The following is a 25,370-nucleotide window of genomic DNA, read 5'->3' as shown; positions in this document are numbered from 1 at the left end:
GAGGTGTAAGATCATGCCCCTGTATGTTGAGAAGAAGCCCGAGGTCCTGATAACCGAGGATGGTGTGAGGACTGATGGGAGAAAGCCCTACGAAATGAGGCCTGTTAGAATGACCGTCGGCATACTGGACAAGGCCGACGGCTCGGCATTCATCGAGTGGGGCGGTAATAAGATACTGGCTGCAGTTTTCGGTCCGAGAGAGGTGCATCCCAAGCACCTAGTCCTGCCTGACAAGGCGCTGGTGAGAACCAGATACAACATGGCTCCCTTCTCCACACCGGAGAGGAAGAGGCCCGGACCGGACAGGAGAAGCGTGGAACTATCAAAGGTGATAAGGGAAGCCCTGAAACCAGCCATCTTCGTGGAGAACTACCCAGGATCCGTGATCGACATATTCGTAGAGGTGCTGAGATCGGACGCTGGCACTAGGGTAGCTGGAGTGAACGCCGCATCCCTCGCCCTAGCTAACGCGGGGATAGCGATGAGAGGACTCGTGGCAGCCTGCGCGGTGGGCAGGGTGGGAGATTTCGTGGTCTGCGACCCGAATCACGATGAGGACATGTGGGGGGATGCCGACATGCCGATGGCCATGCTCATGGAGGCAGAGGAGATAACCCTGCTTCAAACCGACGGTCCAATGACGGAGGAGCAGTTCAGGGAGGCGCTCAAGCTGGGAAGAAACGCTATCCGCTTACTCTACGAGATGCAGAAGGAGGCCTTGAAGAGGCCCTACCAAGTTGTGGAGAGATCCGTCAGGGGTGTTGTGTGATGTTCGAATCCGAGATGCTCACCCACAACCTGCTCAAGGAGTACGTTAAGGATCTGGTATCGAAGGGCCAGAGGATCGATGGTAGGGGGTTCCAAGACTACAGACCAATAGAGGTGAAGGAGGGGACATTCACCAAGGCGGAGGGCGAGGCTTGGATAAAACTGGGGAACACCCAAGTGCTGGTCGGCGTGAAAGCTGATGTGGGAGAACCCTTCCCCGACACGCCAGACAAGGGAGTACTAGTGTCTAACACAGAGCTGCTTCCACTTGCCTCTCCAACATTCGAGCCGGGTCCTCCTAATGAGAACGCCATCGAGGTTGCGAGAGTAGTGGACAGAGCTATAAGGAGCGCTGATGCGGTCGACATGTCCTCCCTCGTGATAGTGGAGGGTAAACTCGTCTACATGCTCTTCCTTGACATGTATGTGCTGGACTACGACGGGAATCTAGAGGACGCCCTGACCATCGCTAGCCTCATAGCCCTCGGAAGGGCCGAGATCCCCAAGGTGGAGGTAAAGGAGGACGGTGAGATAGAGGTCAAGGAAGAGAAGTGGAGGGTGAACCTGAAGGACCTCCCCATAAACTTCACGTTCGTCAAGATAGGGGACCAGCTGCTTTTGGATCCCGTGCTTGAGGAGGAGCAGGTCTCCGATGCGGCCATAACTTTGGCAATAGACAAGGAGGGTAGGGTTTGCTCGATCCAGAAAAGGCACGGCAAGTTCACCATGGAAGAGATTTTAAATGCCGCCAGCATAGCCCGTAGCAAGTGGCCTGAGATAGCGGGGAGAGTGAGGGAGGCAATCTGATATGACCGGCGCGCCTAGAGCCAAGCTGAGAACCCCCAGATACGGTCTGAAGATCAGGAGGAGGGTCGAACACATCCTCCAGAAGTCCAAGAGAACTTACAGGTGCCCCTACTGCGGCGCCAATGCCGTCAGGAGGATCAGACTGGGTGTCTGGGCCTGCAAGAAGTGCGGTAAGGTGTTCACCGGAGGTGCGTGGGAACCCTTCACTGCAGTGGCTAGGAGCGCAGAGTTAGCAAGGGAGAGGGCTTGATCCTAATAACGACCACGAGAAGGCCCTCTCGCCGCACCCGTTCTTTTGTTCGGGACCTATACCACGTCCTTCCCAGCGCGATCAGAAGAAATAGGGGGAAGATGTCCTTAGAGGATCTAAACGAGCTGGCTCTCCAGTCGGGAGCCGAGAGGGTGCTCGTCGTAGGTACTTCGAGGGGTAACCCCTCCTTCTTAGCCTTTTACGAGCCTCATCCATCAGCGATAAGACCTATCTCGATAATACACCTGAGAGGGGTTTCCTTAAGGAGGGAGATAACTGAGAGGAGAGCCCCTCACTCGAAGGACCTCCGCATCACGTACTCTCGCCCGGATCTAGCCCACTTAGCTCAAGTACTCTCCCTCTCCTTCAACGTGGGAGAGCCCATCCTAGCGACGCTCGAACAGCTGACTCAAGTGGAAGGATGCGACCTCACACTTCACCTATCACAGGGATTGGACGACATAACCAACTCGTCCTTCTACAGGACCAGACCACCTTGGGAGGTGGGCCCTAGGATGAGGATAGGGGGGTTCAAGGAGTTTGAAGGTGGAAGTGGATCTGAGAGTGAGAGTAACGTTTGAGAGTAACAATGAAGCTTCTCGCTTCTACAAAGCCCTACTCCCAGACTTCTCCGATGTGAAGGTAAGTCTAGAGGAGGATTCGGTGGTAATCGACCTCGTCAGCCTTCCCCCATCCAGAGCCAGAGCTCTAGCTAATAGTCTCTTGAGAACGGTTCAACTCTATCAGAGGATGTTTGAGGCCCTTAAGTAATCTTGGGGTAGGTTTCAAATGGCTTCTCCATCAGGAGAACCGAGAGCCCATTATACACTAGGTAAAAGAGGGACTCGCCCAAGCCTCTCTTCCTAACTCGCCTCGCTGAGGTATAAACGACCATCCCCGGGACGAATTTTATCTTACCCATCCTAGATGCGGCCATGGAGAGTAGAGCATCCTCGGAGACCCTAACATCCTCCCTGAATCCCCCCAGCCTCAGTAACACGTCCCTCCTGAAGGCCGAATTGAATCCCATGAGGTGGGGCCGCCCCATGAAGATGGTGAACCTCACCATCAGGTCGTAGGAGAGAATGTACGCGGCCTTGAGTAGATCATCTCCATCCTCTAGGGGGTAAGCAGGCCCGCCCAAACCGATCACTTCCTCCTCCTCGAATCCCTTAATGAGCGCGGCCCTCCACCCTTTGGCCACGACCGTGTCGGCGTCGACGAACGCTATCATGTCCCCAGAGGATAATCTAATTCCCGCATTCCTGGCCTTGGCAGGTGAATCGTATTCAGGCGAACTTCTCACGATATCCGCATATCTCTCGGCTATTTCAACTGTGCCGTCCTCGCTCCCGCCATCGATCACAACTATCTCATCGACATTCTCATTCCTCAGGGCCATCAAAGTTCTCTTAATGTAACTAGCTTCTCTGTAGGTCGGGATCACCACAGAGAGCTTCATAGAACGACACCCATGGCGGCGGAAATGAGGGCGACCACTCCAGTGGATATCAGGTTCACCGCATGGTTATTCAACCATTTCAATCCTCTGACAGGCCTCGCACCCCCATTACACAGAGAAGGGTCCTCGACTATCCTATCCTCTTCAACGCACCTGTATCTGACCTGCAATAGGGCCCCAAGCAGACTATCTATCAGGCTACAGGAGAAACCCAAGGCTGCGACCAAGAGCAGCTGGTTCAGCCCTATCATGGAGAAGGAAAACGCCTCAATGGCTATCAGAAGAGCGCCTATCAGGCTTGCGAGTGTCCCCAAAGGAGAGATGGCGCCTGACGTGCCCGGTGGTGCCCTTCTTAAGGTGTGGATCATAATCGGCGGATCCGCGCTGAGCACCCCTATCTCGCTCCCCAGAGTGTCTGAGAGTGCTCCAGCTAATGAGGACACGAAGGCCAGCATGGCTGGCTCCCAAGAGGTCAATGAGTAGAGTAGGAGCATGGATGTGGGGAAGAATAGATTGGCTGCAACGTTCTTCCACGTCCTAGCGCCGCCCTTAAGCTCCGCAGCGCCTAACTCCTCCTTCAGACCGTACTTGTACTTGGTGAATGCAGATCCTACTAGGAAGAACGTGATTAACATGAATGTCGCGGACAATCCGCCACCTAACACAAACACGATACCCACAAGCAGACCAGCTACGAATCCTGACCTGTCTATGGATCTATTGAAGTATCCAGCGGATCCCACTGTCAGGACCACTGCAAGGCCGGCTAATGTGCTCACTAGATCGGCTGCCATCTCCCCAATCCAGCCAAGGGATCAGGTAATCGTTTAAAAATGAAGGCAGTTACACAGCGATGGGGGCCGTGGTCTAGCTAGGTAGGATGCCAGCCTGGGGCGCTGGTGGTCCCGGGTTCAAATCCCGGCGGCCCCACCAGCTTAAGAAATTCCCCTTCTTACCGGCACGCCCTCAACCAATCTATCTGAGAGGACCCTGATGATCTTGACCCTGAGCACTTTTCCGATCTTGGGCCTTTTCCTCACTCTCAACTTGACGACTGGGCCGCCAGCTAGGGGATAGGCGTAGCTCCCCTCTCCTACAGAGGGAGCAACGATTACCTTGATTACGGCTCCTAAAAGCTCCCTCTTTCTCATCCTGTTGAGCTCGATAGCCTTTTCCGCGATCATCTTGGATCTACGATCCGGGATCACATCGTAACCTTTGAAGGCCGTCCCCGGAAGTGGTCTGAACCTGTAAACCGTTATCTTCTCTGCACCGTACCTGTAGGCCAGCTCCATCGACCTCAGAGTCATCTTGACCACCCTATCATTCTGCCCAGGCAGGCTGTGTATGAAGTAGGCGTAGGGTCTGAGTCCCACCTCTCTCAGTTTCTTTATTGCCTTCATGGATTCATCAGGTCCACAGGGCCTGCCCAGTAGGTCAGCATGTTCCGGATCGCCCGTCTCCACACCTATGTGTATCGCTGTCCCCTTGAGGTATCTCCCCAACACCTCGGCAACTTCGTCGTTGACTAGGCAGGGCTTCACATTCTCAACCTCGAAGAAAAAGCGGTATTCCCGGGAAAGCTCCTTGATGGCCTTCAGCAACTCCTCTATAGCGTTTACATTGGGTCCTGGCTTGTAGGGATGCGTGAGAGGTCCATTGACCAGCCGCTCCCTACCGTACTCTAGGAAGTCGGCGCCGCTGAGCACTATCCTCCTGACCCCCATCTCAGCCAGACCCCTAACCTCCTCTACGATGGAGTCCTTGTCCCTGGACTTCGGCGTCCCGTAAAGAGCTGGAATAGAACAGTAGCCACAGCCAGGAGGGATGCCTTGGGGACATAGTAGCCTCTTCCTCAGATCGAACTCATAACAAGCTCTACAGAGATCGCACATTTCCTTAGAAACCCCTATCTTCGGTCTATTGAAGTTAGAGCAGCTCCTCACGACCTCGACGTAGACCCTGCTGCTTCTGTAGTGGGGTATGGTCCTGTAAAACTTGACAGCAGATACGGAAGGCCGGAACCTCCTAAGGTCCTCCGCTGACAAGTTAGAGACATGGGTCAACACCCCGTCCCCGGTTATCAGGTTAGGAACGCCCTCCAAATCTTGAGGAATCTTGCCCACAGAGAGGCCTCTCCTCAGGAGGGACTCGAGAGTGACCTCTCCCTCACCCCACACTCCCAAGTGGAAGCCCAATCTAGGTACGATGCTAGGATCTGAGGTTATAGGTCCACCTATGATCTTTATACCCTTGAATCTGCTGGCGACTCTCCGAACAACTGGCTCATCCATGGTCATGGCGCTAACTAGAAGGACATCGAACTCGCCTGCTCCTTTCCTCAAGTAGTCCTCCACTCTGTAAATCCGGTACTCCAGATCGAACATCTCTAGCACTCCTGCGATCGCCCTAGGACCTGCTCCTATGACGTCTAGAGAGGATAGCCTCTTTCCCTCGCCTGCGGCCAGCGCATCCAATATTAGGAACATCTGGTGGTAAGACGAGATGCCAGGTAAATCTTTTCTCTCAGAGTGCGGAACCCTCCTCTTGGACCTAGCATTGAGGGAAGAAGCGAGAGAGATAGTAGCGGAGGCGAAAGGGAAACTCATTACATCAATCGGGGATATACCCGACGCTCCTCTAGTGTCGGTGGGGGACAGGGTCACCTACTCGCTGCTAGAGAACGGTAGAAGGCCAGAAGTGGCAATAATAGATCTCAAGGAGAGGAGATCTAGGGAAGCGCCCGCGGTGTACCGGCTGAGCGGGTACCTCATCCTATCCTCAAGTAATCCCCCAGGCAGGATAACAAAGGATTCTTGGAACGCTGTTAGGCTCGCTATAAATATGGCGTCTCGCGGGTTTAGAATTGTCTTGATCGTGGATGGTGAGGAGGACCTGCTGGGCTTTCCCGTCACCCTGCTGGCGCCTCCCGGCTGGTACATGCTTTACGGTCAGCCGGGTATGGGGATGATTTTGGTGGAGATCAACGATGAGGTGAAGAAAGAGGCAGAGAGCCTACTCATTAAAGCATTTAAACCTCTCTAGGAAGTTTATACCTCCTAATAAGTATGAATGGATGGTTCTCGTCGAAATCTCTGTATTCCTGACCAGATAGAACCGCCTTACCTGTAGCCAGCAGCTCGTCCCTCGTGTTCACGATCAGCACCTCACTCTTGGGCCTTATCTGAGGGTCAGCCCAGTCCACGAACTTCACGAAGACCGTAGTCCCTCTAGCAACAATCTCCTCGAACCTCTCCTTTACGCACACCCTAGATCTAGGTGAGGGGAGGAGCTTGAGCATCAGCTCCGCTCCCTGCAGCGTGGGAACGAACATCCCATCGCTGGGCCTGATAAATCCGATGGTAACGCCATCCTTCATCACTTCCCTAGGCATACCCGTCCTCTTGGACCTCCTTATTCGAGCTCCTTTACCGAGCTCCTTCAGGGAAGGGTGAAACTGGTAAGATAGTAAGGAGGAGACCAGCTCCTCGTCAGAGGGCTCATCTATCACTTCCTCCTCATAGGGGAAGACGGTCTGACCGAATGGATAAGCGTACTTTAACCCCAAGGGAACCCTCCCGTAGAGCCTCCTCATGATATGCCTCCCGAACACAACGTTCCTGACCCTATCCCGTGCCCTGATTACTTCGGGCCTGAAAAACGTCTCTGGACCCGAGTACAACAGACCTGACGACTTGGAGAAGGGCTCCCTGATCTCCAGTAGGCCCTTCCAATTCTTTAGAACGTATTCAAGTGCCACGTATAGCTTGGGATGGAACCTAGCCCTCTCCTGCACGAGCTCCCACAGCCACTCACCCCTTATGGCCTCTCTCACCTTCCTGATTTCTGCAATCGACACATATAGGTTGTGTTTCGCGATCAATCGAACTTTCTCCTCTCTAGGAAGCTCTTTAACCTCCTTAGGAGTATATCTCATACATACTGGACATGAACACGGGAACTCATCGATATCATCCAGCTGGAGGGTTCCTTGGGGCGTCATATACCTCCCTTGCTCAGCATACAACGCGTACGCTGCTGAGTCGAAGGAATCCGCACCTAGAGCTGCGAAGAAGGCGAAGGTGGAAGGGTGACCTATCCCCCAGAAGTGAAAGGGTTTTCCAGACTTGAGGATAGACCTCACGAGCAGGAAGTGCCTGGCTTGGAGGGTGAAATCATATCTCTCAAGCGCAACCTTGAGGGAGCCCACTCCATTATAGTCGAAATCCAACTCCCTTATCCGTCTGGAGCTGTACTCCACCAAATCTGTGTGGACCGATCCCTGAGGCGTTCCCACCCATAAGGTCCCCCTCAAATTATCCTTTATCTCTGACCACTCTTCCGCGTTCTCTAGCGTCCTCATAATTCCCTTCTCCGCCTCTCTCCTGCTGATCTCAGATGACATGGGAACATCCAGTATGGACCCGATGTCCGATCCTATCGCGTGCTGGAACTCGAGTATCTCCCTGTTGGATATCTCCACATCCCCATACCTGTAGATCTGGTAGGCGCCGGAGTCGGTCATCACGATTCCATCAAATCCCAAGAGGGAGTGGATCCCTTGCTCTAAGGCCTTCTCTCTCAAATCCTCCGACTTGTATATTATGTAAGAATTCGTTATCAAGGCTCTAATCCCCATTTCCTTCATTTCCTCAGGGGTTACTACGGGTTTGTTCGGGTTATACACAGGAAAGAACTCCGGCAGAGTAAGCGTTCCGCTCTTGGTTCTGAGATCGGATAGCCTAGCGGAGGCATCGCTCTTCCTGACTCTGAAGATCAGATCCATGGGGAGAGCCCTAACCACTTATATCAAAATAATAAAAAGGAAGGCTGATGGTTCAGGAAATGCCATTACCCTCGCTTCTCAGTAGGTTAAGTCCCTTAGGAGTTATGAAGACTCGCTCCCCCCTGAACCTTCTCCTCCTTGTAATAAGGCCCTTGTTGGCGAGGTACTTCAGGACGAACTCCCTAGCTACCCTGTCAGGAATCAGTTCAGATGCAACGATACCGTCATTTCCAGCTTTCTCTAGTTTCCGTAGGATCCTTAAATGCGCATCCATCAGAACCCTCAATTTATTCACCTTTCGCCGTCATCCGGCATCAGCCGGAGGGATGACGACGTGGGAGGGCCTGAGCCTCCCAACTAACACTAAAGTAACATTTCTGTCTATAAAACTTTACCTATCTGCCTTGCCGTTCCACCATTGTTTACGTCGATTGGTTAAATGAGATCCCTGTGTGAAAACGCTGAAATAGGGTCGGGGTTAGAAGCCCAGGTGCCACTATGGAATGGGATGTCATAATAGTCGGCGGTGGACCCGCTGGCCTATCCGCGGCGAGGTTTTCCTCTGAACTGGGGCTCAAAACCCTGCTCTTCGAGGCCTATTCCGATATCAAGGCTTGGAAGCCCTGCGGTGAAGGAGTGAGCAAGGAGACCTTCGAAACAGCCGGGATAGAACCCAAACCAGGTATAGTTGCAAACGAGCTCAGCATGAGAGTGTACTCCCCCTCGGGAAAGTATGTTGAGATCCCGCTGCACGGTTTCGCTATAAACAAGGACCTGTTTCTCCAGGAGATGGGTAAGGAAGCGCTAAAGGCAGGTGCCGAATTTAGGATGGGGGAGAGAGTAGGGGGGATAGTTAAGGAGGGAGGCAAGGTCGTAGGAGTTAAGACCTCTAGGGGCGAGGTGATCAAGGGAAAGGTGGTCATCGGCGCGGATGGATACAACTCAGTCGTCGCCAAGACGGCCGGTCTGGATAACACTACCGAACTGATCCCCGTTTATCAGTACAAGATGGTTGGCGTAGAACTGGACTCCCACACAACCGGCCACATATACGTAGGCTCCATGGCTCCAGGGGGATACGCTTGGATATTCCCGAAGGACGAAGAGATAGCCAACGTGGGTATTGGAGTGCGGCCGGGGGCGCCCAAGCCTTACCTGGATAAATTCATAAAGGAAAGACCTGAACTCTTCAAAAAAGCCAAGATAATGGGGGTTGGAGGGGCAGCAGTCCCTATCGGTGGTATGGCTAAGGAGTACATTGCAGACAATCTCATACTCTTAGGAGATGCAGCGGGTATGGTCATCCCCTTCACCGGCGCTGGTATTCACTCCTCGATAGCTGCGGGCAAGGCGGCCAGCAAGGTCATAAAGGAGGCCATAGAGAAGGGAGATACCTCAGCTAGGTCCCTTAAGACCTTCGAGAAGGAATATGAGCACTGGATAAAGAGGATAAACGATAGCTTGAAGGCCATGAGGGTCTTCGAGAGACTGGGCGATGAAGATCTCAACCAGCTAGCAGATGTGCTGGATTACGAGGACGTGATAAACTTGGCGAACGGGATGAATTTGGGTAAGGTGGCCATGAAGCTAATGAAACACCCGATCTTAGCCACTAAGGTGGCTAAGGCTCTCCTGTAGGAGGTGTCCTGTTGCCTATAAAGGAGGGCGACACTGCCCTCCTAGTTGTTTACAGCAAGAAGGGGAGGCCCAAGAAGTTCTTAGTGAGAGTCAAGGAGGAGAAGAGGGTTCACACACATAAAGGATACATAGACCTCTCCTTACTGATAGGAAAGGATTGGGGATCGGTAGTTCGAACCAATAAGGGCGTCCCGGTCGAGGTACACAGGCCAACATTAGCGGACATTATTGAGAAGTTGGGCAGGGCCACCCAGATAATATATCCCAAGGACTCGGGCTTCATTCTACTGAAATCAGGGATCAAGCCAGGGGATAAGGTGGTTGAGATAGGAACGGGATCCGGGGCCCTGACTATAGTGCTCGCCACATTTCTGGGCCCCAATGGGAAGGTGTATAGTTATGATGCGAGGGAGTCGTCACTTAAGATGGCGGAGAGGAACTTGAAGACCCTTCAACTGACCAATGTTGTCCTGAAATTGAAGGATGCGAAGCAGGGAATAGATGAAGAGGATGTAGATGCGGCATTCATCGATGTACCCGATCCTTGGGAACTCCTCCCTATGATCCACGAGAAGCTGAAGCCCAACGGCATCTTCGTAGCCTTTGTCCCCTCCTGTGAACAGATAAGCAAAACTGTAGTGAAGGCCAAGGAGGCAGGGTTCAGCATGGTGGAGGTTCATGAGATATTGGATAGGGAGTACGAAAGCGATGAGAGGAGGACCAAGCCCCACCCTAGAATGATAGCGCATACGGGCTTCATAATATTCGGCAGAAAGATTAGCCCGCCCTCCTCAACCTGAACACTATCTCGTACTCCCCTGGCTCCAGCTCCGCAACCATCACTTCCTCGGTGATCGTCCTAGAGAGATCGATCTCCCACTCCCCTTCCGAGACCTCCCTCAGGAAGGCCTCCTCTACAAGTGACTGGATCCCGCTTTCAGAGACCTCACGCTCTATCTCTCTTTCAGGCTTTTCGCTAACCCTGTAGACGACGAACTCCAAGTCTCTCGAACCGCAGGATGAGCAGGTCTCCGGGAGGGTCTCATCAGATCCCTCCAAATCCTTCTTAAACCCACAGGACCTGCAAACTAACATTACCTTCAGCAAGGTTCTACACCCGAAATGAGGACGGAGCCTCTCCTCTTAGACAGCTTTACCCCTCCAGGGTGAATGAGGTAGGGCCCCCCTTCAGAGAGCTTCTCTATCTCCATCCCAGATGATTCGCCCTCGTGTCTAGATAGTAGGGATTCTAGGGCAGAGACCACCGCTTTTGGATCTATGGTCCTCGTTATGACGATGCCTCCCTCTATCAAGAGGCTGATCACTTCACGCACGCTATCCTCAGAGAGTTCCTCCAGGAACAGTATGTTCATCCACTGGCTACCTCCGCTATGGCCTCATAGAGGCTCTCAATATTGTCTCCCCTTAAAGCCGAGATCTTCACGACCGAGTCCTCTGAAAAGGCCTTCTCCACCCTGTTGGGCCTGGCATACGGGAGGTCGATCTTGTTAGCCACCACTATGTAAGGTATCCCCCTAGCCTTCAGATTTCCAGCTATCACCCAGTTAACTTGCGATGTCGGATCCTTGGTGGAGTCTAACACTATCAAGGCCACATCGACCCTCTCCATCGACTTTATGGCCTCAACAACTCCCTTAGCCGCCTCGGCAGCTCTCTCTAGAGCCTCCTCTTTCTTGAACCCGTATCTAAGGAAACTCCTGTAAGTGACCCTCATCGCTATTCCCGGCGTATCAACGACATCCATTACTAGGGAAGAACCATTTCTCAACCTGAGGGAGACGTTCTCCATTACGCTGACGGTCCTGGTCTCGTGAGGCACTCTGCTCACGGTCCCGAGCTTCTCCCCCACGAAGTCCATGCAGATCCTATTGGCTAGAGTTGTCTTTCCAGAATTGACCGGACCGTAGATACCCAGTATTATCCTCTTCCTCCTACGGAAGAGCCTAGAAAATATTCTAGAAATGAATCCACCACTTTGCTTCGGCTCCACGAGTCTGGCCAGCATTTTCCCATATAAACAGATTCCATTGCCGTTATAAAGGGCCTAACTGGGATGTAATGCGCCTTAAATATCTAACTCCTAGCTCAGCCGGACTACCTCACCCAGCTTTGGGATATACGTCCTGATTCCCCTCTTCTCCAACTTTCTTCTCAACTGACGCATCTTATCGGGCTCCCCATGGACCAGAATAACTTCCTTCAGTCCGCTTTCACTCAACTTAGATACGAAATTGATCAGGTTTGGCTGGTCGGCGTGGGCGGAGAAGTCGGCGAACTTGACGTCTGCCTCTATGCGTATCGTGCTACCGTCAGGCATTGGTACGTCCCTCTCACCATCCATCAATAGTCTGCCCCTAGTTCCCTTGACTTGGTATCCCGTCAGATAGATCAGGTTTCCCTTTTTCGTCCCGAAGTGCTTTAAGTAGGTGAGAACCGGACCTCCTTGGAGCATTCCAGATGTAGTTACCACTATGAAGGGCTCACTGAGATCCAAGATCTCATCCCTGCTCCAGACCTCCTCTATCGCTCTGTGATCGAACAGACCTCTCTTGCTCTCCCTCACCCTCCTCTGCAGCTCAGGTCTAAGCCAAGACCAGTAAATGGTGTAGAATTTGGAGACCTCCCTGATCATACCATCAACGAATATCGGGACCTCGGGGAGGAATCCAGACTCCATATAGTGGATTAGCGTCAGAAGGACCTCTTGGGCCCTTCCTAATGCGAAAGCTGGGACGATCGTCACGCCACCGGACTGGATAACGGACCTTATGTCCTCGACGAACTTCCTCTCCACCTTCTTCCTGGAGGGGTGGACATCCTGGTCTCCGCCGTACGTACTCTCTATCACGAGGTAATTCACTTCCGGGAGGTTTACATCTGCGCCTCTGAGCGTCCTAGTATTTGATGTGTTCAGATCGCCCGTGTACAGAAGGGAAATCCCATCAGGCGATCTCAGATATATCATCGCGGAGCCCAGTACGTGCCCCGCGTTGAAGGGGATGACCTCCCAATCTCTCACTTGGGTGGACATGCCGAATCTGATGGACCTCTCCCTCTTCTTCAGCAACCCTATATCCTGATTGGTGAAGGGCTTCGGTTCATCTTCAGGAAATAGATTAAGGAAATCCCTCAGTAGGATCTCGGACACATCTACGGTGGGAGGGGTAGCTAGGAGGTCGCATTCCCATTTGGATACTACGGCGGGGGCATACCCTGAATGATCTAGATGAGCATGGGTCAGCACTAGGGAGCTGACTTCATGCTGAGGATCCAAAGGGAATTTGTCCCTGCCCCTCCCCCCGAAATCGACGCCGGAATCGAGTATGATCGACCCTTCCTTCCCGATCACCTCTAAGCTGGATCTTCCTACCCTCTCGGCAGCACCCAAGAACCTGAGCTTAATCCCGCTCGTTCTTACGCACCTCCTCAATTAGTCTTTTAGCTCTCTCAAATTCCAGACGGGCTATCTCATGACCAGCCCCGATATATGTGTTAGGATCTCTCAGGGCTTCAACCTCCTCAGGAGTTAGGAGGCCGCTTATGGTCGAGTCTTCCAAGGCGACCTTGAATAGGGGCTCTCCCCGCTCGTAGGATGTCATCGCTACCCTCCTCACTAGCTCATGGGACTCCTGTCTTCCTAAGCCCTTCTTCACTAGGGCTATCATCAACCTCTCACTCAAAGCTAGGTCAGAGTACCTTACGAGATTTTCCCTTATCCGATCCTCATTGATCACCAGATTTCTCATCACATCGGTAAGAGAGATGAGTTGCTCTTCCAGTAGCAGGAAAGCTTCGGGCAGGAAACACCTTTCTGCAGAACTATTCGTCAGATCTCTCTCATGCTCGAGCACTACGTTCTCGAGCGCTGTTATTGCGAGGGATCTCACCACCTTCGCTAGCCCGCAGACCTTCTCGCTCTTTATGGGATTCCTCTTGTGAGGCATGGTGCTAGATCCGACCTGAGCGGTGGATTCGAAGTACTCTTGAATCTCTCCTATCTCCGTCCTGTGAAGGTTCCTTATCTCGTTAGCTATGGCATCTAAGGAGGAGGACATTGCCGATATAGATGCGATTAGCCGGGCTAGCCTGTCCCTAGGAACTACCTGAGTGCTTATCTCTGCGGCTTTAAGGCCGAGCCTACCCAACACATCTTCTTGGAATTTTATGGGATCCTCGACGCCCAGCTCCACGAGCGCGGCCATCGTCCCGACTGCGCCAGATATCTTGCAGACTGCAGCATCATTTAGGGTCTCTAATAGGCTTTCCAAACTCTTCCTCACGAAATACGACCACAGCGCGAACTTCATTGAGAGAGGGATCGGGTCCGCTATGACGCCGTGCGTCCTACCTGGAGCCACTATCCCCTTCTTCCTTACCTCCTCCCCTCTACTGACGATTTCCTCTAGGAGGTTTACTGCCCTCCTCACGAGCAGAGATCCAGCTTCTCTGATTTGCAGGGCCATCACCGTATCGAGCACATCGTTAGAGGTTATCCCGAGGTGCACATGCATCCCACTCCTCCCCGCCTTCCTAGCCAGCACCCTGACCAAGGCCATCGTCTCATGCTTCGTGATCCTCTCTTCCTTCCTCACCTCATCCCAGCTTAAGGACTCAGCAGCCCTCCTCACATCCTCGACCGCCTCTCTGGGCACTATACCTCTGTCCGCGAGTGCCTCGAGTAGGGCGACCTCCACTCGGGCCATGAGCCTCACTCTGTTTTCAGGTTCGAAGACACGCCTCATCTCGCTCGATCCATATCTGTAATCAATCGGGTGAACCGGCATGGATCATTGACCTCGCTTGCTCTATTATCTCCTTGGACAGACGCCTTCCTATCCCCGGCAACCTCTCGAGGTCCCTTGGAGTCGCCTCAGCTATATCCTTAACGGTCCTGTACCCAGCCTCAAAGAGGACCTTGGCCCTTATCCTACCCACCCCTCTTATTGAGACGAGTTGGAACATCTCCTCCGGTATGCCGTGTTTCAGCCTCATGGACAGGGTGCCCAGCCAGTTAGCGAGCGCCTTCTTCCTCAATAGTCTGGCTATCTCCGAGAAAGCGTAACAGAGCCAAGCACCTGTCTCAGCCAGTCCTCTCAGATCGCCCGGCTCTATTCCAAGCCTCTCCTCGATATCTCCTTCAGCAACACCCTCGATCCAAAGTTTCAAGGAGAGCGCAGCCTTGGTAATTTGAAGGAGCTCGCTCATTGAGGAGACGGGGATCTCCTCAATTGGAAGAAGGAGATCAACTCCCTCTAGTACCTCCTCTAACAGGGATCTACCGCCACGCTGGAGGGAAACCCTCGGCATATCGGGAACCATCGAGATGAGGTGTAGGACGGGTAGCTCTACAGAATCGCCGGAGCCGAATCTCTGATCAAGTTCGTCCAAGGATCGAATCATTAGGTGAGCCGACGATGGATCTACATAAAGCTCGGAGACCCTCTTGCCAATCGAGGTAGCCTTGTAACCGTCGTGCTCGCTCACTAAGAACCCTTCCCGTTCCAGAGACGATAGGACGTAGGGTAAGGATCTATCTATGAGCTTACTCCCGCCTTGGATATAAAGAAGGGTCCTCCTGAAGATTTCATCGAGATCAGACTTGCTCATATATCCCCGAGAAGATACAAGCGCCAAAACATGGTTCCTAAGCTGAGATATATCGTATAACGACGAGGTTATCGGCTCAGGCTCCGATGAGAGATATCTCTTGAACACCCTCTCGGCATCACTCCCACTTCCGACGACCACGAAGGCCTCGCCATAGGGGTCGTATCTAGGTCGACCGGCTCTCCCAACCATCTGCCAGAATTCCATCACCGAGATGAGAGCCATTCTACCCAATCTCCTGTCGAACCTCCTGTAGGAGCTTATGATGACGGTCCTAGCTGGCAAGTTCACTCCTGCTGCTAGGGTTGGAGTCGCAGTTATCACCCTGATCTTTCCAGAGCGAAAAGCGTTTTCTACAGCTTTCCTCAACTCGAAGGGTAATCCGGCATGGTGGAAGGCGACCCCCCTCCTCATGAAGAGGGCAAGCTTCTCCACGAGCTTGGAGGAGCTGTATCCGTCTAGACTCCCTTCAACAAACTCCTCCAACTCCACTCCTTCCAGATTCAACTTTGACGAGAGCCTCTCAGCCCAAGAGACAGCATCCATCCTCCTGTTGTAGAATATTATGACCTGACCACCACTCTCCAAGCTCCTCATGACTAGTGGGAGGACCCCTTCCCCAGGCAGTGGTTCGATCTCTCCATCTTGGAATATCAGGTGTCCAGCGTGATACATAGCCACCCTCAAGGGAACGGGTCTCCAGTTAACTCTCAGAGGGGTGGCTCCCAGCCATGATGCGATTTCCTCCAAGTTAGTGATGGTCGCGCTGAGGGCTACCCTCCTCGCATCATCGTTATCGTACATGAACTTGGAGACGGCCATCTCGAGGGTAGGTCCCCTGTAGGGATCTCCAACGTAGTGAACCTCGTCCAGCACTAGGAGGGTCAGCTGCCCTAGCCAAGCAGTCCCATGCCTCTGAACCGAATCGAACTTCTCATACGTCATCACTACGAGGTCGTACTGGGCTAGAGGCTCCTCGGACGAGTCGTAGTCGCCTATCGAGACCCTCACTTTATGACCGCTGAACACCCGAGAGAACTCCTCATACTTCTCATAGGCCAAAGAACGCAGAGGTACTAGGTAGAGGACCTTTCCTCCCTTTTCTAACTCTTCATTCATTACCATCTCGGCTGATAGTGTCTTCCCAGCAGCGGTAGGAGCAGCTAAAACGAAGTTCCCCTTCTCAAGCAGATTCCTCTCTAGAATCACCTTCTGCGTCGGGTAAAGCTCCGTAACACCCAAACTCTCGAGGAGATCCTCTAGTCCCATTCTTTCATCCTTCTAACAGGCTGATTTTGTCCAGCTTAGGGAATATTATCAGACCGTCCTCGTTGAGCTTCTTCAGGATGTCCTCTATCACGTACTCCTTCCCCCTCAGATTGAGCTTCTCAGCGGCTAGCCTCACCACTACATCCCTATCAACGGTACCGTCCTCAGATTCCTTCACTAGCTGCTTGATCAGCGAGTAGACTATCTCCCTCCTCTTGACCATCGTGTAGGAGACGCCAGTCATGAGCCCGGTGATATCCCTTATCCCAGATACTACATCGTGAGCGGCCCCCTCCAGCATTATATTCACCAACTTGATCGCCATCTCGGCGTCCTCGTCTGTCACCTCCTTCCTGAGGTGCATCCTAGCCCTAGCCTCGCTGAGCCTTATGAGAGCCTCTAATTGCCTCGGGGTTATTGCGATGGTCTCGAAGAGGATATCTCCTCCCTCCTCATCCCTAGCTATGCCCTTCTTCCTCATCTCTACGTAAAATTCCTTTATCTTTCTGGCGGCCTCGTCGGTTAGCGTTGGGTCTATGTTCTGCTTCGCGTACGCTATGTACTTCTTCAACAGAGTAGGATCTATCGGGGGCTTGGCTTCGGGGTTCCTCCCCATTCTGGTGATGAGTATGTGCTCGGCTACCATGCTGTCGGCTTCGGGGCTCGGTCTGTCCTTCATTATGAACACTAGGTCAAACCTGGAGAGGATCGTTGGTGGGAGGTTTATGTTCTCAGTTATGGAAACGTAGTCATCGTACCTGCCCTTCTTCGGGTTAGCTGCGGCAATAATGGTAGTCCGCGCGTTAAGTGTAGCCACTATCCCTGCCTTAGCTATCGAAATAGTCTGCTGCTCCATGGCTTCATGTATTGATCTCCTATCGTCCTCGTTCATCTTGTCAAACTCGTCGATGCAAGCGACTCCCCTGTCTGCCAGTACCAGCGCACCGGCCTCGAGAGTCCATCCGCCCGTTGCAGAGTCCCTAACAACCGCAGCGGTCAGGCCTGCCGCGGTCGATCCCTTTCCTGTCGTGTATAAGCCTCGAGGCGCTAATTGCGCAGCGTATTTGAGAAGCTGGCTCTTGGCAACTCCCGGATCCCCCACCATGAGGATGTTTATCTCTCCCCTTACCTTAGAGCCGTCGGCCAGTATCTTGGTACTGCCTCCGAAGAGGGCATAAGCTATCGCCCTCTTTACCTCTATCCAGCCGAACACGGAGGGGGCAATGGACTTGACGATGAGATCCTCTAGATCTTTCCTCTCAGCTAACCTCCAGATCTCCTCCTCGTCCTCTGGAGTTATCTCAAGCTTCTCGTAGATTCTATTCGGAACCTCGACATGCACTATCTCCAAATAACGCTTATAGATCGGACCTTGCCCCCTTCCCTCGTCCCTTCTAGCTGGCTTGATCCTTATTATTCCCGTGATCTTGACCCTATCTCCCGGCTTGACCTCATCCACTATATCATCCAAGAGGATCCCGTCTATATGCTCAGGCATCATACCTGGAGGGAGATCCTCTGGCCTCTCTTGGATCCTTATAGTCCTCCATCTCACGAACTCGCTGAGCTCGTGATCGAACCTCATTGGCGCCCCGCAGTCGGGACATTTATCTGGAGGCCTGAATCTTCCACTGATTACCTCAATTTCCTCTACTCTACCACACATGGGATTAGTACACACGTACACGGCTCTCTCCAGCTTATCATAGATGTCCGATACCCTGGTGATTATCCCCTCTATCTCTACCAGTCTCCCTATGGAGAACTTGGTCACATCCCTCAGGGCTGCCTTTGTAGGGACATTGTAGAACCTGAGGTGGAAGTCTCCCCCGCTGTAGATCCTGAACTTATCCTCCCTGACCAGATCACCTAAGAGTTCGCTTACAAGCTCCTTCAGGGCTCTGGAGGCGGCTTCTAAATGGAAAGTCGGATGAACTATGATATCCTCGGCTATCTCCCTGAATTCAGGGTTGAAATTGTAAAGATGGACCCAATTAACCTCTAGGGATCTCTTTTGATCCTCTATCATCTGAGCTAATGCGTTGCTATAGATGGGCTCACCGTCTCCATCCAAGTAGAACCTTATGAACTCCTTATACTTCTCAGCGAGCTCATCGGGAGACAGAAGAGGGGCCCTCTCCACCATTATTCATCATCCCTTACTCCTAAGAAAGCGCTCATCCACCCATCTACAACCGCCCTCAGGGCATTATAAAGGATGAGTTCTTCAGGCAGGAGATTTTTGGGAGTTCTTTTACTCGTTAACGCTATCGAGGTTCTTATATGATTCAAGATCTTGGAAATCCTCTTATTTACTAGGGAAATCGCATCCCTACGTATCAGAGAATCCTCAGGGGATCGCTCCAATATCTCCCTGATCAGGGGATACGTGTAGGGGGGGAGTTCTAAGGGCATCAGGGACACTTTCTCCTTGTAAAGCTTCTCGCTGATGATCCTCCAGTTCACCTCCTCGACCTCAGCGAAGCCCTCCTCCGCTAGGATATCAGCCAACCACTTGGGTACTTCCGCTTCCACATCTTTGAACAACCTGATTCCAAGCCACTTCAGGCTTAAATCCCTTTTAGGTGTGATCTTAACCTGCTGTATCTCCTCCAAGACGCGAGCCATTCTCTTAGATATCACGGAGGGGCACCCATCTATTCCAGAAAGTATGTTAAATAAGCACGACTCCAAATTCATGCGATGCTGGTAAAGGGCTCTCCAGCAAGCAGCGTAACGCTGATATACAATGACGGCAAGAAGAAGACGTTAAAGCTGGCCAAAAGGCTTGAGAGTCTACTTAAAGAGTCTAAAATAAGGATCGTGGGATTAGAAGACGGTCCAGACGTGGTCGTGGTCATCGGTGGGGACGGAACACTTCTCAGGGCTTTCCATCAGACCTTGGGTGGGGTACCGGTCTTGGGAGTGAAAGATGGGACGTATGGAACATTGCTAGAGGTCGATCCAGACGAGATAGAGTATATACCGGATATACTCTCGAGAGGAATGTACTGGCTCGAGGAGACATCGACTATTGAAACTAGAGGTGATGTCAAGCTCGTAGCACTAAACGAGTTCTTGATAAGGAGTGGAAAGCTCGGTAAGTCGTCTAGGTTGGGAATAGCTGTTGATGGGATTCCAACTGGGGAGTGCATATGCGATGGGGTCATAATATCCACTCCAACCGGCTCACTAGCTTATTCTCTTGCGGCTGGCGGTCCCCTAGTTGATCCCAGATCCAAGGACATGGTCGTGTCTTACGTAGCTCCGTGGCCACCTAGCCTCACCCTCGCAGTCAAGTCTTTTATACTCCCCTTAGAGTCGGAGGTGGAGATATGGTCCCCAGATCCCCAAGCCTACATCGTAGCTGACGGTCTCACTCCACTGAAGATGAGACCCCCGATCAGAGTTTCAGGCTCAGATATCAAGGGCGTTTTCGTCCGATTGTCTTCTAACCCAGCCGACTTCTACAAGAGGATAGTCAAGAGGATGGTTCCAAGGAGGCTAACAGGCATAATGGACTACTTAGAAACGGGCATACTCCCACAAAACCTTTAAATTCCTGAGAATGGAAGGACATGAACGCGGGGCGGGGGTGGCCGAGCCAGGTCCAAGGCGACGGACTCAAGATCCGTTGGGCGTCAGGCCCGCGTGGGTTCGAATCCCACCCCCCGCATTCACCTCACAGTTCTCCGTACTTCCTGAACATCTCTATGAGAACCGGGTTTATCTCAACTATCTTCGTCTTACCCACGGAGGTTCTCCTCACTACACCTGCCGAGTCCAACCGCTTCAAAATCCTAGACACCTTGCTTTTAGAGAAGCCCGTGAGCTCAGGGAGGTCCTTCTGCTCGATTTTCCCTCCTTTCTCTAGTATTATATCCAGAATACTGCGTTCATCCCTGTCAAGCCTCTCCATCAGCTCCCTGTACTGTTCCTCTGTCTCATCATCTAAAACTATCTCCTCAGGCGAGGAACCAGACCATCCCTCCACTCTGGGTCCCCTTGATGCTCTCTTGTAGAGCATGAAGGCTATCCCTCCCGTTATAACGTTCGATCCTAGAATGGCCAACAGTAGCTCCGTGAGGGGTAGCCCTCTCTCCCCACCATTTGACGGCGTAGTATTGGTGATGACCATTGTCTCTTCGCTCTTAGGGGGTAGAGTTTCTCCCTCTACTCTAAATACTATGCTGAAGTCCCATGCGTTTCCCCTCGGTAGGGGGAAGGGTTTCCAAAATGCTGTCAGCCTCTCTGATAAGGGATCCATCTCCACGGCACCGGAAGTCCCTATCTTGGTTATGGCAGCTCCGTATGGAAGCAATATCCTCATGGTAGACCTGTTGTATTCTACAGTAGCATTAGGCATGTAGAAGCGATATACTAGCCTATACGTGTTGTCTTTAAGCCTGACCAGTATGGTGTTCGGCTTAAACATGAAAGAGAATGTGATATTCCTTACATCACCGGGCCTCATTTCCTTTCCGAATTTGACCAATATGACGTCGGCATAGGACTTCGTTTCGATCTTACTTACGGAGATGTCCCCTGACAGCGGTCTCAAATTCTCTATGCCTTTATACGGATTCTCCATGACTATACCCACCGGAAGTATTGGGAACATCAGTGAGTTAACGCTGCTATTGTATTCTTCACTAACAACGATCTCAGCGGTGATCGTTACCTTAACAGATGTATTCTCATAAAGCTCCGTACTAACATTCATTTCATTTATAGTTACGCCGGCGACGGGTCCCCCGATGGAGTGGAAACTCAATTGGGCCATTACGAGTAGAAGTATTCCTGCTAGTATCGTTGCGTTTTGTTTCATAGGCTCTTCACCTTTTTATGGCTACCTAAGGGGGACCTAAGAAAACATTATTAAACTATCACGGCTCTAGTCGATGGGAGACCTGACTTGAAGACAAATCCCCTCCTTTTTCAACAAGTATTGGAGTGGGTTAGGAAACTGAACTCGCGAGCGTCCTTTTCGGATGTAGAGGTTATAGTAGAGGGCCCAAAGGATGAAGCAGCTTTAGAGGATATTGGTGTTCGTGCAACATTCACACACGCCTCTAGGCTGATCAGGGACATCAGAGAGCTGGGAGAGGCTAGAATAATAGGAAGAACTTTTATCATACTCACGGATTTTGATACGGAAGGCTTGACTTTGCATGATAAATTAAAGAGAATAATCACAGAAATGGGAGGAAAAGTAGATGAATTTCCCAGAAGTTACTATAAGTCTACGGGTCTGCCCCCTTTGGTGGAGGAGGTAAGTAGCTTCTTGAAGAGGAGGGTCGCGGGTTGGAGCATATTGACCGAAGGTTGGCGATCAGAGCAACACTGGTAGCTGAAGTCTACCCGACCGAAGACATCAAAAGGGTTCTCCAAGCTATGAACACCATAATCCCGTTCAGCGAGGAGGTCGATGATGTCGATATAGAGGAGAAAGGAAGAAGGAAGCTGATAAGAGTGAGGAAGGAGGGTCATGAAGCGCTAATTAAACTGAGATCAGCATTCAGAAATAACAGGATACTAGATACCGCGAGAAGTCTGCTCATGACGAGGAGAGGAAACCTGAGAGCCTTGAGATTCCACAAACAGGCAGCATATGTGGGTAAGGTGAGGCTTTGCGATGAGGACGAGATGTCTCCCTTGGGTGTGATATCTCTTATCATAAATTACGAAGGAGACGCCCAAATACTGGCCGACTGGCTCACCCCCAAAACGGAGAGAGGGAGGCCCATTAGAGAGGCCACCACTCACGAACTACTCTACGGAAGGACTAACTCATCAGAGATCGACGGTTAGAAAATCCCGAGCAGCCATAACTTGTCCACTATAAGCTTTAGCGGCCTCCTCTTCAAACCTAACTAGATCCTCCTCCCTGTATCTGGCGCTGAAGTGCGTCAGGATTAACCTCTTGACGCCAGCAGCCTCCGCAATCTTACCAGCTTCTAGTGCGGTGCTATGCCCGGTAGCTACAGCCCTCTCCCTTAACTCATCGAGGTAGGTGGCCTCGTGTATCAAAGCATCAGCTCCCCTTGCCGCAGATACAACCGATTCGGTCGGTCTCGTATCGGATGAGTATACGAGGATGGCTCCTCTGCGGGGCGGGCCCATAACGTCCTGGGGCCTCACAATCCTACCATCGGGTAGCTTTACGGAGAATCCCCTCTGGAGAACGCTTCTTAATACCAAAGGAACGCCGAGCTCATCTGCCTTCACAGGATCGAATCTCCCCGGTCTATCTCTCTCTCTGATCCTGACGCCATAGGTCTCGAATCCAGCATGGTCGACGGGGAAGAACTCTACGGTGAACTTACCTAGTTCTATGGACTTGGAGATCTCTATCTCCCTGAATACCACCTTGAACTGTGGTTTAGAGCCGGTCTTCTCCTCAACCTCCTCCAGTATGTAACGCAAATCCTTAGGTCCGATTACTAGGAGCTCAGAACCCTTCCGCAGTATGCTCAGTGACTGGATCATAGGCATAATCCCGAAAAAGTGATCTCCATGGAGGTGAGTTATGATCACCTTGTCTATCTTCATTAAGCTCTCTCTGGCCTTGATCAACTGCCTCTGAGTACCTTCACCGCAGTCCAATAGAAGAGAATCTCCTGATGTCTTCACAAGGATGGCAGGCAATCCTCTGTCGTCCGTAGGTACCGCTGAACTCGTTCCGAGGAACCTCACCTTCACTCTCCCATCCTCGCTACCCATATCCTCCTAATGAGGGACCTGTGCTCCCTCACATCAAAATATTCGACTACCTCAAATCCACTCCTGCTGAAATCGTCCTCACTTAGATGATTCACGGGGACTGAGATCGTCATCCATCCGTTCTCCTTCAGATATGCTGGGGCCTTTCTTACAAAATCTTTGGCCAAATCTTCAGGCGATCTGCCCACAGCCGAGCTCATCCTCCCATAGGGCGGATCCGTAACTATGCGATCCGCCCTCTCCTCCAACGCAAGACTTAGCGCATCTCCGACCATCAGCTTGAAACCATCTAGGAAACCGTAGGCTATGAGGTTGTTCTTGGCCTCTATAACTCTACTTTCGCTTATATCGGCACCCACCAAGCGGGCACCGATAGATAACACCTCAAGGGCTATGCCCCCAACCCCCAAGAAAGGATCCAGTACTAGATCTCCCTCACGAGTCCTCGCTAGATTCACCATAGCCCTGGCTAGGGTAGGTCTCATGGAAGCCGGATGGACGAAAGGTCGTGCAGCGACCTCCTTTATCTTGAAAGATGTTCTGTCCACCTCGACCTCCTTAACGTAGATCACCAGCAGCCCAGAGGTCATCACTATCACTACCTCGGAATTGGGGTTGGTAAGGTCAACCTTGGAATGGGGATTACCCCTCAGTACCCATCTACCGACCTCCCTCTCCACCTCCACACGTTTTAATTCGCTGCAGCATCCCTTTACCCTAATAGCGGTAGCTCTGAACCTCTTACCGACTCTGGGCGGATCGATACTCTCCAACTCCTGTGGAAAGTCGGCTGGATTGAGGGCGACTAGGAACCTCCCTATTGACCTAGTGTATGCGAGTCTAGCTGCCACCTTTCTCATGAATGAGCTCGGGAGATCTCCAACATCTAAGACTAGCAGCGAGTCCAAGTCCAAGTGTGTCTCGAATATTACATTGAACGACTCTAAAACAGCCTTTACCTCGGCCTTGGGAAGGGATGGATGCTCACCCGATAGATGAAATGCTATCTTCAATTTGTCTTCCTCCCAGCTTTGATCTAACGGTTCTCAGCAGCTCCTCCATTCCGAAACCCCTCTCTGCAGATATCTCCACGAATTCGGCCCCCTCCTCTATCAAGAAGCCTCTGATCTCGGAGAACTTATCTAGATAGTCACTTTCCATATCTATCTTATTGATCACGGCAACTATCTCCCCAGAAAAGTTAGCCACGATGTCCTTGAACAGGGACCTCTGTTCGTCCAGCGCATAGCCACAAGTCTCAGTGGGATCGAGCAAATACAGGACCAAGCCACCCACATGCTTAAGGGCCACTATAGCCTGCATCTCTATCCTATTTCTCTTGGAGAGAGGTCTATCCAACAAACCAGGGGTGTCGATGAACTGGACCCTCCCAACGCCCTCCAAATCCCGGTGTCCTATGATGATGCCTTTGGTGGTAAAAGGGTATGGGGCTATCTCAGGTTCCTTGGTGGTAATCTTGGAAAGAAGTGTGCTCTTTCCCGTGTTGGGCATGCCAGCTATTATTACAGAGGGCAGAGCAGGATTCAAATCCGGTAGATTCCTGAGCTTCGGTGTTACTCCTCTCAAGAAGTCCAATTCGGGCTTGATCCTCTTCAATACGGACGATATCCTACCCGTCGCCTCCCTCCTGAGGGTCGCCATGCGTTCAGGGTCTTCTGTCCAATTTATCTTGGAGATGTAGGATCTGGAGATCCTCGAGATCGTCTTGGAGGCCCATTTAACGGCGCCTAGAGCGTGTCTCACTTGATCTACACCAGCCAAGACGTCCAAAAGTTCTCTGTAGAAGGGATCTAACCTTTCCACGCTGGGGAAGGACTTCACCACCTTATCTAGCCTGCTAACCACCGTGTCGGAGATCGTCTGGATTCTGGATATTTCCCTAGATCTGTAAGTCGCTATCCTGTCCCCTCTTCTCGACGCAGTCTTGGGTTTCTTGAAGGCCCTCCTGAAGGAGATGTCTAGCAGTTCATCCACGCTTAGAGGGACCATGGCCCTTCTGAAGGGATTAGGCAATTCTA

General features: G+C 51.9%; 28 protein-coding genes and 2 tRNA genes. 13 read left to right on the top strand and 17 right to left on the bottom strand.

Going from position 1 to position 25,370, the window contains the following annotated elements; genetic code table 11:
• Nucleotides 1-13: 13 nt before the first annotated feature.
• The 5 genes from rrp41 (at nucleotide 14) to QI197_03905 (ending at nucleotide 2,596) form a co-directional block, all read left to right on the top strand.
• The gene (rrp41, locus tag QI197_03925) at nucleotides 14-769 is read left to right on the top strand and encodes an exosome complex exonuclease Rrp41 (GenBank protein ID MDK2372506.1); all 756 of its coding nucleotides are present in this window, start codon (nucleotides 14-16) and stop codon (nucleotides 767-769) included.
• On the top strand, nucleotides 769-1,575 hold the full coding sequence (gene rrp42 / locus QI197_03920) for an exosome complex protein Rrp42 (GenBank protein ID MDK2372505.1): 807 nt from the start codon (nucleotides 769-771) through the stop codon (nucleotides 1,573-1,575). Before rrp41 ends, rrp42 begins: the two co-directional genes overlap by 1 nt.
• Nucleotide 1,576: 1 nt before the next feature.
• Entirely contained in the window at nucleotides 1,577-1,825 is a 249-nt protein-coding gene (rpl37ae, locus tag QI197_03915; protein MDK2372504.1) for a 50S ribosomal protein L37ae, read from the top strand.
• Nucleotides 1,826-1,926: 101 nt separating this feature from the next.
• On the top strand, nucleotides 1,927-2,406 hold the full coding sequence (locus QI197_03910; protein ID MDK2372503.1) for a hypothetical protein: 480 nt from the start codon (nucleotides 1,927-1,929) through the stop codon (nucleotides 2,404-2,406).
• A complete protein-coding gene (locus tag QI197_03905; protein MDK2372502.1) occupies nucleotides 2,372-2,596 on the top strand; it encodes a KEOPS complex subunit Pcc1 in 225 nt (74 codons plus the stop codon). The genes QI197_03910 and QI197_03905 overlap by 35 nt, the downstream gene beginning before the upstream one ends.
• Here the strand turns inward: QI197_03905 and QI197_03900 are convergent.
• Both QI197_03900 and QI197_03895 read right to left on the bottom strand, forming a co-directional pair.
• Entirely contained in the window at nucleotides 2,589-3,287 is a 699-nt protein-coding gene (locus tag QI197_03900) for a glycosyltransferase (GenBank protein MDK2372501.1), read from the bottom strand. The genes QI197_03905 and QI197_03900 overlap by 8 nt on opposite strands.
• The gene (locus tag QI197_03895) at nucleotides 3,284-4,081 is read right to left on the bottom strand and encodes a DUF92 domain-containing protein (GenBank protein MDK2372500.1); all 798 of its coding nucleotides are present in this window, start codon (nucleotides 4,079-4,081) and stop codon (nucleotides 3,284-3,286) included. The genes QI197_03900 and QI197_03895 overlap by 4 nt, the downstream gene beginning before the upstream one ends.
• A gap of 62 nt (nucleotides 4,082-4,143) precedes the next feature.
• On the opposite strand from QI197_03895, the gene QI197_03890 reads away from it, so the two are divergent.
• Nucleotides 4,144-4,220 (top strand) — tRNA-Pro (locus tag QI197_03890).
• Between the two features lie 2 nt (nucleotides 4,221-4,222).
• Here QI197_03890 and QI197_03885 read toward each other — a convergent pair.
• Complete coding sequence (locus QI197_03885; GenBank protein MDK2372499.1) at nucleotides 4,223-5,764, bottom strand: B12-binding domain-containing radical SAM protein; 1,542 nt, start codon at nucleotides 5,762-5,764, stop codon at nucleotides 4,223-4,225.
• A gap of 28 nt (nucleotides 5,765-5,792) precedes the next feature.
• Here QI197_03885 and QI197_03880 point away from each other — a divergent pair, with 28 nt between their 5' ends.
• Nucleotides 5,793-6,332 carry a GTP-dependent dephospho-CoA kinase family protein gene (locus QI197_03880; protein ID MDK2372498.1) on the top strand — a complete coding sequence of 180 codons (540 nt, stop codon included), beginning with the start codon at nucleotides 5,793-5,795 and terminating at the stop codon, nucleotides 6,330-6,332.
• Here QI197_03880 and tgtA read toward each other — a convergent pair.
• Complete coding sequence (gene tgtA, locus QI197_03875; protein MDK2372497.1) at nucleotides 6,319-8,073, bottom strand: tRNA guanosine(15) transglycosylase TgtA; 1,755 nt, start codon at nucleotides 8,071-8,073, stop codon at nucleotides 6,319-6,321. The two genes, QI197_03880 and tgtA, sit on opposite strands and share 14 nt — an antisense overlap.
• Nucleotides 8,074-8,125: 52 nt before the next feature.
• The gene (locus QI197_03870) at nucleotides 8,126-8,359 is read right to left on the bottom strand and encodes a hypothetical protein (GenBank protein MDK2372496.1); all 234 of its coding nucleotides are present in this window, start codon (nucleotides 8,357-8,359) and stop codon (nucleotides 8,126-8,128) included.
• Nucleotides 8,360-8,571: 212 nt separating this feature from the next.
• Here QI197_03870 and QI197_03865 point away from each other — a divergent pair, with 212 nt between their 5' ends.
• Nucleotides 8,572-9,711, top strand: coding sequence for an NAD(P)/FAD-dependent oxidoreductase (locus QI197_03865; protein MDK2372495.1), 1,140 nt, complete (start codon nucleotides 8,572-8,574; stop codon nucleotides 9,709-9,711).
• A gap of 11 nt (nucleotides 9,712-9,722) precedes the next feature.
• Nucleotides 9,723-10,511 (top strand): tRNA (adenine-N1)-methyltransferase, encoded by a 789-nt coding sequence (locus tag QI197_03860; GenBank protein ID MDK2372494.1) that lies wholly within the window; start codon nucleotides 9,723-9,725, stop codon nucleotides 10,509-10,511.
• Here the strand turns inward: QI197_03860 and QI197_03855 are convergent.
• From QI197_03855 to QI197_03820, 8 genes are all read right to left on the bottom strand, one after another.
• Nucleotides 10,489-10,818: a hypothetical protein gene (locus QI197_03855; protein MDK2372493.1), complete on the bottom strand. Its 330-nt coding sequence runs from the start codon at nucleotides 10,816-10,818 to the stop codon at nucleotides 10,489-10,491. The two genes, QI197_03860 and QI197_03855, sit on opposite strands and share 23 nt — an antisense overlap.
• Nucleotides 10,812-11,084 (bottom strand): hypothetical protein, encoded by a 273-nt coding sequence (locus tag QI197_03850; GenBank protein MDK2372492.1) that lies wholly within the window; start codon nucleotides 11,082-11,084, stop codon nucleotides 10,812-10,814. Before QI197_03850 ends, QI197_03855 begins: the two co-directional genes overlap by 7 nt.
• A complete protein-coding gene (locus tag QI197_03845; protein ID MDK2372491.1) occupies nucleotides 11,081-11,737 on the bottom strand; it encodes an Era-like GTP-binding protein in 657 nt (218 codons plus the stop codon). The genes QI197_03850 and QI197_03845 overlap by 4 nt, the downstream gene beginning before the upstream one ends.
• A gap of 75 nt (nucleotides 11,738-11,812) precedes the next feature.
• Nucleotides 11,813-13,162: an MBL fold metallo-hydrolase RNA specificity domain-containing protein gene (locus tag QI197_03840; protein ID MDK2372490.1), complete on the bottom strand. Its 1,350-nt coding sequence runs from the start codon at nucleotides 13,160-13,162 to the stop codon at nucleotides 11,813-11,815.
• A complete protein-coding gene (gene purB / locus QI197_03835; GenBank protein MDK2372489.1) occupies nucleotides 13,131-14,516 on the bottom strand; it encodes an adenylosuccinate lyase in 1,386 nt (461 codons plus the stop codon). The genes QI197_03840 and purB overlap by 32 nt, the downstream gene beginning before the upstream one ends.
• Nucleotides 14,497-16,608 (bottom strand): DEAD/DEAH box helicase, encoded by a 2,112-nt coding sequence (locus QI197_03830; protein ID MDK2372488.1) that lies wholly within the window; start codon nucleotides 16,606-16,608, stop codon nucleotides 14,497-14,499. The genes purB and QI197_03830 overlap by 20 nt, the downstream gene beginning before the upstream one ends.
• A gap of 4 nt (nucleotides 16,609-16,612) precedes the next feature.
• Entirely contained in the window at nucleotides 16,613-18,754 is a 2,142-nt protein-coding gene (locus QI197_03825) for a minichromosome maintenance protein MCM (GenBank protein MDK2372487.1), read from the bottom strand.
• A complete protein-coding gene (locus tag QI197_03820) occupies nucleotides 18,754-19,251 on the bottom strand; it encodes a hypothetical protein (GenBank protein MDK2372486.1) in 498 nt (165 codons plus the stop codon). Before QI197_03820 ends, QI197_03825 begins: the two co-directional genes overlap by 1 nt.
• 60 nt (nucleotides 19,252-19,311) lie before the next feature.
• On the opposite strand from QI197_03820, the gene QI197_03815 reads away from it, so the two are divergent.
• Nucleotides 19,312-20,166 (top strand): NAD(+)/NADH kinase, encoded by an 855-nt coding sequence (locus tag QI197_03815; GenBank protein ID MDK2372485.1) that lies wholly within the window; start codon nucleotides 19,312-19,314, stop codon nucleotides 20,164-20,166.
• Nucleotides 20,167-20,197: 31 nt separating this feature from the next.
• Nucleotides 20,198-20,284, top strand: a tRNA-Leu gene (locus tag QI197_03810).
• A 6-nt stretch (nucleotides 20,285-20,290) separates the two neighbouring features.
• Here QI197_03810 and QI197_03805 read toward each other — a convergent pair.
• Nucleotides 20,291-21,436, bottom strand: coding sequence for a MarR family transcriptional regulator (locus tag QI197_03805; protein MDK2372484.1), 1,146 nt, complete (start codon nucleotides 21,434-21,436; stop codon nucleotides 20,291-20,293).
• Nucleotides 21,437-21,523: 87 nt separating this feature from the next.
• On the opposite strand from QI197_03805, the gene QI197_03800 reads away from it, so the two are divergent.
• Both QI197_03800 and QI197_03795 read left to right on the top strand, forming a co-directional pair.
• A complete protein-coding gene (locus QI197_03800) occupies nucleotides 21,524-21,958 on the top strand; it encodes a hypothetical protein (GenBank protein MDK2372483.1) in 435 nt (144 codons plus the stop codon).
• The gene (locus QI197_03795; protein MDK2372482.1) at nucleotides 21,934-22,419 is read left to right on the top strand and encodes an RNA-binding domain-containing protein; all 486 of its coding nucleotides are present in this window, start codon (nucleotides 21,934-21,936) and stop codon (nucleotides 22,417-22,419) included. Before QI197_03800 ends, QI197_03795 begins: the two co-directional genes overlap by 25 nt.
• Here QI197_03795 and rnz read toward each other — a convergent pair.
• From rnz to QI197_03780, 3 genes are read right to left on the bottom strand one after another with little or no spacing between them, the layout of a single operon-like run.
• Nucleotides 22,402-23,331 (bottom strand): ribonuclease Z, encoded by a 930-nt coding sequence (gene rnz, locus QI197_03790; protein MDK2372481.1) that lies wholly within the window; start codon nucleotides 23,329-23,331, stop codon nucleotides 22,402-22,404. The two genes, QI197_03795 and rnz, sit on opposite strands and share 18 nt — an antisense overlap.
• A complete protein-coding gene (locus QI197_03785; protein MDK2372480.1) occupies nucleotides 23,307-24,344 on the bottom strand; it encodes a DNA methyltransferase in 1,038 nt (345 codons plus the stop codon). Before QI197_03785 ends, rnz begins: the two co-directional genes overlap by 25 nt.
• Nucleotides 24,316-25,365 carry an NOG1 family protein gene (locus QI197_03780; GenBank protein ID MDK2372479.1) on the bottom strand — a complete coding sequence of 350 codons (1,050 nt, stop codon included), beginning with the start codon at nucleotides 25,363-25,365 and terminating at the stop codon, nucleotides 24,316-24,318. The genes QI197_03785 and QI197_03780 overlap by 29 nt, the downstream gene beginning before the upstream one ends.
• Between the last annotated feature and the right edge of the window lie 5 nt (nucleotides 25,366-25,370).

This window comes from Thermoproteota archaeon, from assembly GCA_030130125.1.
Classification (GTDB): Archaea; Korarchaeota; Korarchaeia; order Korarchaeales; family Korarchaeaceae; genus Korarchaeum.
Note: the sequence above shows the minus strand (reverse complement) of the source record. Positions and strands in the feature narration are given on the sequence as shown.

Coding starts and splice junctions, on each gene's coding strand:
- rrp41 (MDK2372506.1), top strand. CDS start 14: ATGCCCCTGTATGTTGAGAAGAAGCCCGAGGTCCTGATAACCGAGGAT.
- QI197_03880 (MDK2372498.1), top strand. CDS start 5,793: ATGCCAGGTAAATCTTTTCTCTCAGAGTGCGGAACCCTCCTCTTGGAC.
- rpl37ae (MDK2372504.1), top strand. CDS start 1,577: ATGACCGGCGCGCCTAGAGCCAAGCTGAGAACCCCCAGATACGGTCTG.
- QI197_03815 (MDK2372485.1), top strand. CDS start 19,312: ATGCTGGTAAAGGGCTCTCCAGCAAGCAGCGTAACGCTGATATACAAT.
- QI197_03910 (MDK2372503.1), top strand. CDS start 1,927: ATGTCCTTAGAGGATCTAAACGAGCTGGCTCTCCAGTCGGGAGCCGAG.
- rrp42 (MDK2372505.1), top strand. CDS start 769: ATGTTCGAATCCGAGATGCTCACCCACAACCTGCTCAAGGAGTACGTT.
- QI197_03865 (MDK2372495.1), top strand. CDS start 8,572: ATGGAATGGGATGTCATAATAGTCGGCGGTGGACCCGCTGGCCTATCC.
- QI197_03845 (MDK2372491.1), bottom strand. CDS start 11,737: ATGCTGGCCAGACTCGTGGAGCCGAAGCAAAGTGGTGGATTCATTTCT.
- rnz (MDK2372481.1), bottom strand. CDS start 23,331: ATGGGTAGCGAGGATGGGAGAGTGAAGGTGAGGTTCCTCGGAACGAGT.
- purB (MDK2372489.1), bottom strand. CDS start 14,516: ATGCCGGTTCACCCGATTGATTACAGATATGGATCGAGCGAGATGAGG.
- QI197_03850 (MDK2372492.1), bottom strand. CDS start 11,084: ATGAACATACTGTTCCTGGAGGAACTCTCTGAGGATAGCGTGCGTGAA.
- QI197_03900 (MDK2372501.1), bottom strand. CDS start 3,287: ATGAAGCTCTCTGTGGTGATCCCGACCTACAGAGAAGCTAGTTACATT.
- QI197_03825 (MDK2372487.1), bottom strand. CDS start 18,754: ATGGTGGAGAGGGCCCCTCTTCTGTCTCCCGATGAGCTCGCTGAGAAG.
- tgtA (MDK2372497.1), bottom strand. CDS start 8,073: ATGGATCTGATCTTCAGAGTCAGGAAGAGCGATGCCTCCGCTAGGCTA.
- QI197_03830 (MDK2372488.1), bottom strand. CDS start 16,608: ATGGGACTAGAGGATCTCCTCGAGAGTTTGGGTGTTACGGAGCTTTAC.
- QI197_03805 (MDK2372484.1), bottom strand. CDS start 21,436: ATGAAACAAAACGCAACGATACTAGCAGGAATACTTCTACTCGTAATG.
- QI197_03895 (MDK2372500.1), bottom strand. CDS start 4,081: ATGGCAGCCGATCTAGTGAGCACATTAGCCGGCCTTGCAGTGGTCCTG.